The sequence below is a fragment of the Kitasatospora sp. NPDC058218 genome, assembly GCF_042882445.1.
Lineage (GTDB): Bacteria > Actinomycetota > Actinomycetes > Streptomycetales > Streptomycetaceae > Kitasatospora.
Genome location: NZ_JBHVWC010000022.1, coordinates 116,535 through 125,633, shown reverse-complemented (window position 1 = coordinate 125,633; position 9,099 = coordinate 116,535). Strand labels below are relative to the sequence as shown.

The window sequence follows — 9,099 nt, the reverse complement described above, 5'->3', positions numbered from 1 at the left end:
TGCGGTGGGGGGGGGGGGGGGGGGCCGGTCCCCCCCCCCCCCCCGCCGTACGTCCGTCGTTCCCCGGGTCAGGATCTCCTCCGCGGCGCGGGAGCGGTGTGCAGCACCGGCGCGCGGGCCGGCGCACGGTACCGGGGCGCGCCCTCAGCCGGCGGACGCCCGCCCGCGCAGCTCCACGGCCAGCCCGACCAGCTCGCCCCACCAGTTGTCATGGCTGTCGATCAGCAGTCGCTGGGCCTCGGCCGGCTCCACCGCCCGGACCTCGACCACCTGCTCGCCGTCGGCCGGGTTGGTCGGGGCGGACTCCACCGCCACCTCCGCCCAGCCCCAGAGCCAGGCCTTCTCGGGGTGCGGCTGCCACGGCCGGTACGGCTCCGGGTTGTCCGTCACACAGCGGTGGGCCCCCAGCCAGGCCGGCTCGCCGAGCAGGCGCGCGCCCGCCTCCTCACGCAGTTCACGGACCAGGCAGGACTCGATCGACTCGCCGTTCTCCCGCGTCCCGCCCGGCAGGAACCAGTGGTCGCGGTCGTCCCGGCAGAGCACCACCTGCCCGCCGGAGAAGCCCACCAGGTGGATGTTGGTGATGAGCTCGTCCGGCGGCATCGCGGTGGAGAACTGTGCGTCGTAGCGGCCCCACGTCCAGTACTGCGGCGCGTGCAACGCGGGGAAGCGTGCGGCCAGTTGGGCCGCTCTGTCGGAGGTGTCCGGCCGGTCCGTGGTATCGGTCATTCGGTGATCGTAGTCCCGGCCGGACGCAGCAGGGGCGTCGTCGCCTGGACGAGTGCGAGGTCCGCGGCGTCGATGGCCCGGGGGCGGCGGGGGATGGTGGCCTCGATCGGGACGCCCGCCCAACTGCCCAGGGAGATCTCGGCGGTGATGCCCGGTCCGAATCCCGCGATCAGGCCGTGGGTGCCGTCCGCGACCCCGCCCTCCTCGAAGAGCCGCGCGAGGGCGTCGAAGACCACCGCGCTGGCGATGTTGCCGCGTTCGGTGAGGGTGGCGCGGCTGAAGCGGAAGGCGGCGGGCTCCAGGTTGAGGTAGTGGCAGAGGTCGTCGAGGATCCGTGGCCCGCCGGCGTGCACGATGTAGAAGCCCAGGCCGGAGACGTCCCAGCTGTGTTCGGTGGCCAGGGTGCGCAGGGCGGGGGCGAGCATCTCCATGGTGCCGGGGACGCGCTTGTCGAGCTGGAAGTGGAAGCCGGTGTCCTTGACGCCGTAGGAGATCCAGTCCTCGGTGTGCGGGACGAGGTGCGAGCCGTTGCGCTCGATGTGCACGCCGGTGCCGCCGCGCCCGCGCATCACGACGGCGGCGACGGCGTCCCCGAACAGGCCGTTGGAGAGCAGCGAGCCGACGCCGAGGTCGGCGGGCTGGTAGCAGAGCGAGCAGAACTCGCAGGCCACGATGAGGACGTTGGCGCCGGGGTAGGCGCGGCAGAAGTCGTGCGCCCGGTTGACGGCGGCGCCGCCGGCCGCGCAGCCGAGCTGGGCGATCGGCACCTGGCGGGTGTCGGAGCGGAATCCCATGCTGTTGATCAGCCAGGCGGTCAGCGAGGGCATCATGAAGCCCGTGCAGGACACGTAGATGATCAGGTCGATCTCGCGGGCGGACAACTCGGCGTGCCCGAGGGCGCGTTCGACCACCTCCGGCACCCTGCGCTTGGCCTCCCGCTCGTAGACCGCGTTGCGGGTGGTGAAGCCGGGGTGGCGCAGGGTCTCGTCGATGGGCTGGACCAGATGCCTGGTCCTGACCCCGGTGTTCTCGATCAGGCGCAGTGCCAGGCCGAGTTGCGGGTGGTCGGCGTGCAGGCTGCGGGCCAGGTCGAGGGTCTGCTCCAGGGTGATGACGTGCTCGGGGACGGCGACGGCGGGTCGGCAGAGTGTTGCCATGGATTCGGGTCTCCCCTGGAGGGCCTACGGGTGCGTCGGACGGGCGCCGGGCCGGCGCGGCGGGGAGGTGGTCACCAGGCGACCGGCAGGGTCTGCGGATAGCGCCAGATCGACCCCGTCCGCCAGTCCAGCTCCGCGGCCGGCACGGCGAGCCGCAGGTCCGGGAAGCGGCGCAGCAGGCTGCCGATGGCCACCTGGAGCTCCATCCGGGCCAGGTGGGCACCGGCGCAGTGGTGCGTGCCGTAGCCGAAGGCCATGTGGTTGGCCGAGCCGCGGTCGAGGTCCAGCTCGTCGGGCCGCTCGAACATCTCCGGATCGCGGTTGGCGGCCAGGTAGGACACGTGGACGGCCTCGCCGGCCCTGATCAGCTGCCCGCCGAGCTCGACGTCCTCCGTGGCGACCCGGGCGATGCCGACGCCCTGGCGGAACGGGATGAAGCGGAGCAGCTCCTCGATGGCGCGCGGCAGCAGCTCCGGCTGGGCGCGGAGCCTGGCGAGCTGCTCGGGGTGGGTGAGCAGGGTGTAGGTGATGTTGCTGAGCTGGTAGGTGCTGGTGTCGTGGCCGGTGACCAGCAGGACCATGGCCATCACGGCGAGCTCCTGGTCGTCCAGCAGCTCCTCCTCGTCCCGGGCGGTGGCCAGGGCGCTGATCAAGTCCTCGCCGGGGGAGCGGCGGCGGGCGGCGGTCAGCTCGGAGAAGTAGGCGCGCAGCGCGGCCTTGGCGCGGACCTGGCCGTCGCCGCTGCCGGGGCCCATCGACATCATCGCGACGGCGTGGCCGCGCAGCTCGGCGCGGTCCTCCTCGGGGATGTCGAGCAGCTCGCAGATGGTGACGAGCGGGAGCCGGCTCGCGAGGTGGTGGACGAAGTCGGCGGGTGAGCCGTGCTCCTCCATCCCGTCCAGGAAGCCGTCGACGGTCCGCTGGGTCTTCGGCCGCAGCTGCTCGACCTGGCGGTTGGTGAACCCCTTGGCGACCAGGCGGCGCAGCCGGTTGTGGGCGGGCGGGTCCATCAGGTTGATCGACTCGACCTGGGCGATCGGGGCGGGCGTCATGCGGGGGAGGTCCCGGCCGATGCCGGCGGCGCGGCTGAAGCGGCGGTCGGTGGTGACGACGCGGACGTCCTCGTAGCGGGTGGCCAGCCAGGCCTCGCCCTCGCCGTGCGGCAGCCGGATCCTGGCGACCGGGTCCTCGGTGAGCAGTTGCTTGAGGAGGGGGTCGAACTCCAGGCCTTCGGTGTGGTTGAAGGGGCAGTCCCACACGGGGGCGGAGGTAGTCACGGGCTTATCCCAATGGCCGGAGTTGGTGCCGCCCGACCGGAAATCGTTCGGGCGCGGACGTGCTGATGTTCCCCCATGGGGAGGCAAAAATGTGGATAAGGAGGATAGTTCGCTCGATCGAGCGAGATAGATGATTGTCGTGCGATATACGGAAGTTGGAGGCTCCGGGATGTGCCGGGGGGATGAGCCGGGGGAGGGCGGGCCCGCCGGCGGGGGTGGGCCCGGACGCCCGGGCCGTCGCGGCCAGAACCGGGCGGGCGTTCGAGGCGTCCGTTCAGGCGTGATCAAAGCTGTTCTCGGCTCCGTGCCGATGTTCTGGCCCGGGCTGTTCTGCTCGCTGGTGCCGGCCGCTCTGCTGAACCAGCCGGTGGGGCGGCTGCTGCGCGCGCACTGGGCGGTCGCGTTCCTCCTGCTGCTGGCCCTCGGCGGAGTGGTGACGCTGACCCTGCTGCCCGACCCCCCGGGGGCGTTGCGGGAGCTCTCCCGGGAGGCCGTCCGGCACTGCGCCCTCGGCGGCGCCGGGCTGCGCCCGCCGGGCGAGTGGCTGACCTCGCGGCACGCGGACCTGAACGTCGCGCTGTTCGCGCCGGTCGGCCTCGCCGCCGCGCTGGCCGGGACCAGGCGCCGGGCGGCCGCCGTCCTGCTGGGCGCGGCCGTACTGCCCTTCGCGGTGGAGCTCGCCCAGTACGTGGTCCCCGCGATCGGCCGGGCGTGCGACGCGCAGGACGTCTGGGACAACCTGCTCGGGCTCGCCCTCGGGGCGGCGATCGGCCTGCTCGCCGGCCCGGTCGCCCGGGCCGGGGCGCGCTCCCGGCGGGCGGGGCGCGCCTGACCGGTGGCCGGGTGGCCAGACGCGCTCGGGTGACCCGGCGGGGCGAGCGTCCTCAGGTGCCGAAGTTGAGCGCGTACAGCGAGCGCGCGAGGTCCGGGGTGACGAAGTCCAGCGGGACGGTGCCGAGGACCGGGCGCGCGGGGCGGTCGAGGGCACCGAGGTAGGAGCGCAGCTTCGGGGTGATCGCGTCGGCGGCCTGGCGCGGCCACAGGCCCCAGCCGGAGCTGGAGGTGAAGGTGAGGAACAGCCGCTGCGGGTCGCCGGCGGTGCGGGCGGCGTCCAGGTGGGCGGAGACCTCGGGCCACTTGCGGGAGTTGAGCTCGAAGATGGTGCCGATGTCGTAGTCGTCCTCGATGTCCGTCCGGGGCCCGCCCCAGCGCAGGCCGGGCAGGCCGGAGTTGTCGGCCAGCAGCACCACCCGCCCGCGGACCTCGCCCAGCCGGGGGATACGGTCCTCGGTCCAGAACAGGCCCGGCCAGCGCCCCTGGTAGCCGGCGAAGAGCGCGCCGAACTCGGCGTCGGAGACGGTGGAGTACTCCTGCCTGACCCGCATCACCAGGGTCTCGCCCGGGTGCCCGGCGAGGAAGGACAGACAGTGGTTGAGGACGTCGCCGAAGAAGATCTGCTGGAACACCGGGCCGTGGTGGATCGCGAGCACGCCGTCGACGGCGCGGCAGCGGATGTCCAGGAAGCGCACGCCGGCCGCGAACTGGTCGGGCAGGGTGAGTGTCTGGGTCTGCGCCAGTGCACCGCCGTACAGCGCGCAGCTGTCGTGGGTGCCGGGCAGGGTGAGCCGGGAGAGCGGGGCCTGGGCGTCGACGGGGCCCAGCCAGTCCGCTCCCGCCGGGACGCCGAGTGCCGAGGTGCCGAGCGCCGTGGCCCGGGGCACGGCCGCCGCGAGGCCGGCGGCGGTGAGGGCGCCCGCCAGGGCGGCCCGGGTGAAGGCGCGCCGGCCGATCGGCGCGCGTGCGGTCGGTGCGTGCGTGGTCGGCGTCTCTGCGGTCGGTGCGTGCGTGGTCACGGACACGGTCGGGTACCCCCGTCGGGTGTGGCATGCCGGATGAGGAGGATGGCATGCTCATTGTGAGGAGATCGGCCCGCCCTGCCCAGACCCGCGGCGGTCCTGGGCGGAACGGACGCCCGGACAACTGTCGTCAGTGGTGGGCTGGTTGTGCGGAGAGAAGGCCGGAACCGGGCTGATGGGGGGCGCGTTGGCGGCAACGTCCTGGGCAGGGCCCGGGCTCACCAGGCCGCCTCGCGGTAGTCCTTGAGGAAGACGCCCGACACCGGCGCGCCGGCCTCGCCGCGGACGATCGGGTCGTAGACGCGGGCGGCGCCGTCGACGATGTCGAGCGGGGTGCGGAACCCGTCGGCGGCCAGCCTGGTCTTCTTGGGGGCCGGGTTCTCGTCGGTGATCCAGCCGGTGTCGACCGCGCACATGTGGACGCCCTGGGCCGCGAGTTGCTCGGCGCTGGTGCGGGTGAGCATGTTGAGGGCGGCCTTGGCCATGTTGGTGTGCGGGTGGCCGGCGGTCTTGTTGCGGACGGCGAACCGGCCCTCCACCGCGGTGACGTTGACGATGTAACGGCGGGGGTGCGGTGAGGCCAGCAGCAACGGGAGCAGGCGGTCGCAGAGCAGTGCGGGCGCCAGCGCGTTGACCAGCTGGGTCTCCAGCACCTCGGCGGGGTCCAGCGCACCGAGCCGGGACGACCAGGAGTTGACCGGTGCGAGGTCGGGCAGCAGACCCGCCTCGTCGGCCTGCTCCGGCAGCAGTGCGGGCGTCGAGGGGCCGTCGGCGGTGGCGAGTTCGGCGGCGGGCCAGGCGGTGTGGAGCGCGGGCATCGGGCGGAACCCGGGGGCGTGGACGACCGTGGCGGAGGAGGCGGGCAGCGCGGTCCGCTCGCCGGCGGCCAGCAGGGCGTAGGACTCGGGCGGGCGGCGCAGGGTCTGCGCGGCGTTGTTGACCAGGATGTCCAACGGGCGTCCGTCGGAGCGCAGGTGCTCGGCGAGGCCGAGCACCTGGCGGGGGTCGCGCAGGTCGATGCCGACCACGGTGAGGCGGTCACGCCACTGCTCGCTGCCGGCGGCGGCGTGGAAGCGCCGGACGGTGTCGTGCGGGAAGCGGCTGGTGACGATCAGCTCGGCGCCGTCGCGCAGCATCATCAGGGCGAGCTGGAAGCCGATCTTCACCCGGCCGCCGGTGAGCAGCGCGCGGCGCCCGCGCAGGTCGGTGGCGAGGGCGCGGCGGGCGGTGTTGTCGGCGGCGCAGCCGGGGCAGAGCATGTGGTAAAAGGTGCCCACCTGGCGGTAGCGCTGTTTGCAGACGTAGCAGCGGCGGCCGAGCCGGAGTTCGCCGAGCGGGGCGGCCGGGGCGCCGGCCAGCGGCGCGTCCTCGCGCCGGTCGCGTGCGCCGGTGGCGGTGGCGGCGAGCAGGTCGGCGTCGGCCTGCCGGGCCTCGTCCTTGCCGCTCTGGCGACGGCGCTTGCGGTTCTCGCTGACGAAGGACTTCAGTTGCCGCTCGGCGTGCAGCCGGACCAGGTTGTCGGCGGGGAGGGCGCGCAGGCGTCCGAGCGTGCGGCTGAAGGCGGCCAGTTCGTCCGCGGTGACTTCGTCGACCGCTGTGTGCTCGTCCTGGACCGTCATGTCCGCCCCCTCGTGCGCTGTGCTGCGATGCCTGGGGACTGTACCGACTGCGCCGGAGAAGTGAGATCACATTATTCGTAGGATGAGGCCTTGATCGCGGCGCTGTGTGCTGCGACATCGCGGCTGTTCGGGCCGCGCCCACGACGGGGAACGGGGAGAGCACGATGGTGAGCCTCAGCGCGATAGCCGCGATCGCGGTGCTGGAAGCGGGGATGGTCCTGAGCCCGGGGCCGAACATGATCTACCTGGTCTCCCGCTCCGTCGCCCAGGGCCGCCGGGCCGGACTGATCTCGCTGGCGGGCGTCTTCGTCGGATTCCTGGCCTACCTGGTCGCGGCGACCGCCGGGATCTCGGCGGTGTTCGCGCTGGTGCCGGAGGTCTATCTGGCGATCAAGCTGGCGGGCGCCGGCTACCTGCTCTGGCTGGCCTGGAAGGCCGTCCGACCGGGCGGCAGTTCGGCGTTCGCGCCTCGCGAGATGGCGCCCGACGGGCCGGCCCGGCTGTTCGGCATGGGCCTGCTGACCTGCCTGCTGAACCCGAAGATCGCGATCCTGTACGTGTCGCTGCTGCCGCAGTTCGTCGAGCCGGACCGCGGCCATGTCGCCGTGCAGAGCCTGCTGCTGGGCCTGACGCAGATCCTGGTCGGCGTGGCCGGCAACGCGGTCTTCGTGCTGATGGCGGGCTCGGCGTCCGCCTTCTTCGCCCGCCGCCCGGTCTGGCAGCGGGTCCACCGGTACCTGATGGGCACGGCGCTGGCGGCCTTCGCCGTGCGGATCGCGGCCGACCGCTCACCCGCGGTGGCGGCGCCCTGAGCCCCGGGCCGGTGGCGGCGTCCTGGCTCTGCGGGCCGGTGACGACTCCCCGAGCCCCCCCCGGGCCCCGGGAACCGCCACCGGCCGCGCCCCTGCTCAGCCCGCGTACTGGGCGAAGATCTTCGCGAACTCGTACGGCTGCTGGGCGATGTTGGTGCACTTGAACAGCGCGCCGGTGCAGGCGTTCGCGTCCCGGGTGGCGTCCCAGAAGGCCAGCTCGCCGAGGTGGTGCTGCTGGGCGAAGGCGACCAGCTGACGGGCGTCCGCCTGGTTGTAGATCTGGTGGTCGTCGTTCTCCCCGATCATCGGGGTGATGCCGACCGCGGCCCAGAGCTGGGCGTCGCTCTTCGCCGGGTAGAGCGCCTTGAGCTGGCCGTAGAGCCCCTGGGCCGCCTGGACGGCCGCGTCGCCGTAGTCGGCGCCGCTGCGGTAGTAGTCCATCGCCATGGCGTTCACCAGGTCGACGGCCACACCGGCGTCGCGGGCCGAGCGGACGATGGCGACGCCCTCGGCGGTGAGCCCTTCCGGCAGCACCGGCAGGGTGAACGACACCTTCAGGCCGGGGTTGGCCTTCTGCAGCTTGGCGAGCGCGGCGGAGCGGCGGTCGTTGGCGGCGGTGTCGGCGATCGCGGCGCCCTCGATGTCGAAGTCGACGTAGCGCAGGTCGTAGGCCTTGACCACGGCGTCGTACTCGGCGAACAGTGAGTCCACCGTGCTGCAGGCGGCGGCGAGTTCGGTGCCGCTGGCGCCGCCGAAGGAGACCTTGACGTCGCCGCCGGCCGCGCGCAGCGCGTCCACCTGGTCCTTGGCCCAACCGGTGCGCGGGTCGTAGGCGTTGAACCAGCTGGCCTTGCAGCCGACGCCGGTGACGAAGCCCATGGTGAAGGACTTCAGGTTGCCGGCCTGGGCCATCGCGGGCATCGACGGGGTCGGCCAGGCGCCCATGTCGATGTACGGGGCCACCGGGACGGCGACGTTCGGCGGCGGGGTGGTGGGCGTCCCCGTGCCGGTGGGCGTGGGCGTGGGCGTCGGCGTGGTCGAAGTCGGCGGCGGGGTGGACGGGTTGCCGCCGGGCCCGGTGAGCGTGACGTCGTCCGCCTGGTAGGCGCCCTGCCCGTACCAGCCGTGCAGGTAGACCGTCACGTTGGTGGTGGCCGCGCCCGTGGTGAAGGTGGTGGAGAGCTGCTGCCAGCCGGCGCCGCCGGGCGTCCAGACGGCCGGGTCGGTGACCCCGCTGCCGGTGGCGCCGAGGTAGACGTACTGGCCCTGGACCCAGGCGCTCAGCGTGTACTTGGTGTTGGGCTGCACGGCGACGCTCTGCCCGCACTGTGCGGTGTCACTGCTGCTCGCGGCACCCTTCAGCGCGTAGGAGCCGCTGCGCGGAACGGTGTTGACGATGCTGCCGGTCGTGGCGGAACAGCTCCAGGGGCTCGCCGAGCCGCTCTCGAAGCCGGCGTTGGCGAGCAGGTTGCCGTCGGCCGCGCCGGCGTTCCCGGCGAGGGTGGTGAGCCCGCCGGCGGCCAGCACGGTGGCGGCGGCGAGGCCGAGCAGCTTGACCCGGCCGGCGGGGCGGCGGTGCCGGGCGGGGGCGTCGGGCGCGGGGGTGTCGTGGGGCGCGCGTGGCATGGGGGTGCCTCTCGGGACGGTGC

Annotated in this window: 8 protein-coding genes; 2 read left to right on the top strand and 6 right to left on the bottom strand. The window is 73.4% G+C overall.

From position 1 onward, the window contains the following. Positions 1-144: 144 nt before the first annotated feature. The 3 genes from ACFVYI_RS16440 to ACFVYI_RS16430 all read right to left on the bottom strand — a co-directional run bounded on the left by ACFVYI_RS16440 (position 145) and on the right by ACFVYI_RS16430 (position 3,163). Positions 145-729 (bottom strand): NUDIX domain-containing protein, encoded by a 585-nt coding sequence (locus ACFVYI_RS16440; RefSeq protein ID WP_387885750.1) that lies wholly within the window; start codon positions 727-729, stop codon positions 145-147. Further along, positions 726-1,886, bottom strand: a complete 1,161-nt coding sequence (locus ACFVYI_RS16435) for a type III polyketide synthase (protein ID WP_387885749.1) — start codon at positions 1,884-1,886, stop codon at positions 726-728. The genes ACFVYI_RS16440 and ACFVYI_RS16435 overlap by 4 nt, the downstream gene beginning before the upstream one ends. A 71-nt stretch (positions 1,887-1,957) precedes the next feature. Continuing rightward, a complete protein-coding gene (locus tag ACFVYI_RS16430; RefSeq protein WP_387885747.1) occupies positions 1,958-3,163 on the bottom strand; it encodes a cytochrome P450 in 1,206 nt (401 codons plus the stop codon). 280 nt (positions 3,164-3,443) lie between these two features. On the opposite strand from ACFVYI_RS16430, the gene ACFVYI_RS16425 reads away from it, so the two are divergent. Beyond that, a complete protein-coding gene (locus ACFVYI_RS16425) occupies positions 3,444-3,995 on the top strand; it encodes a VanZ family protein (RefSeq protein WP_387885744.1) in 552 nt (183 codons plus the stop codon). 52 nt (positions 3,996-4,047) lie between these two features. On the opposite strand, the gene ACFVYI_RS16420 is transcribed toward ACFVYI_RS16425, so the two are convergent. Both ACFVYI_RS16420 and ACFVYI_RS16415 read right to left on the bottom strand, forming a co-directional pair. After that, positions 4,048-5,016, bottom strand: a complete 969-nt coding sequence (locus ACFVYI_RS16420; RefSeq protein WP_387885742.1) for a phosphatidylinositol-specific phospholipase C — start codon at positions 5,014-5,016, stop codon at positions 4,048-4,050. A 221-nt stretch (positions 5,017-5,237) separates the two neighbouring features. Next, on the bottom strand, positions 5,238-6,638 hold the full coding sequence (locus ACFVYI_RS16415; RefSeq protein ID WP_387885740.1) for an SDR family NAD(P)-dependent oxidoreductase: 1,401 nt from the start codon (positions 6,636-6,638) through the stop codon (positions 5,238-5,240). A 164-nt stretch (positions 6,639-6,802) separates the two neighbouring features. On the opposite strand from ACFVYI_RS16415, the gene ACFVYI_RS16410 reads away from it, so the two are divergent. Then, positions 6,803-7,450, top strand: a complete 648-nt coding sequence (locus tag ACFVYI_RS16410; protein WP_387885738.1) for a LysE family translocator — start codon at positions 6,803-6,805, stop codon at positions 7,448-7,450. 96 nt (positions 7,451-7,546) lie between these two features. Here the strand turns inward: ACFVYI_RS16410 and ACFVYI_RS16405 are convergent, their stop codons facing one another. Continuing rightward, positions 7,547-9,076 carry a carbohydrate binding domain-containing protein gene (locus ACFVYI_RS16405; RefSeq protein ID WP_387885735.1) on the bottom strand — a complete coding sequence of 510 codons (1,530 nt, stop codon included), beginning with the start codon at positions 9,074-9,076 and terminating at the stop codon, positions 7,547-7,549. Positions 9,077-9,099 lie beyond the last annotated feature (23 nt).

What these genes read in the sequence shown, in the direction of transcription:
- ACFVYI_RS16440 (WP_387885750.1), bottom strand. Translation starts at nt 729, where the DNA reads ATGACCGATACCACGGACCGGCCGGACACCTCCGACAGAGCGGCCCAA.
- ACFVYI_RS16435 (WP_387885749.1), bottom strand. Translation starts at nt 1,886, where the DNA reads ATGGCAACACTCTGCCGACCCGCCGTCGCCGTCCCCGAGCACGTCATC.
- ACFVYI_RS16415 (WP_387885740.1), bottom strand. Translation starts at nt 6,638, where the DNA reads ATGACGGTCCAGGACGAGCACACAGCGGTCGACGAAGTCACCGCGGAC.
- ACFVYI_RS16410 (WP_387885738.1), top strand. Translation starts at nt 6,803, where the DNA reads ATGGTGAGCCTCAGCGCGATAGCCGCGATCGCGGTGCTGGAAGCGGGG.
- ACFVYI_RS16405 (WP_387885735.1), bottom strand. Translation starts at nt 9,076, where the DNA reads ATGCCACGCGCGCCCCACGACACCCCCGCGCCCGACGCCCCCGCCCGG.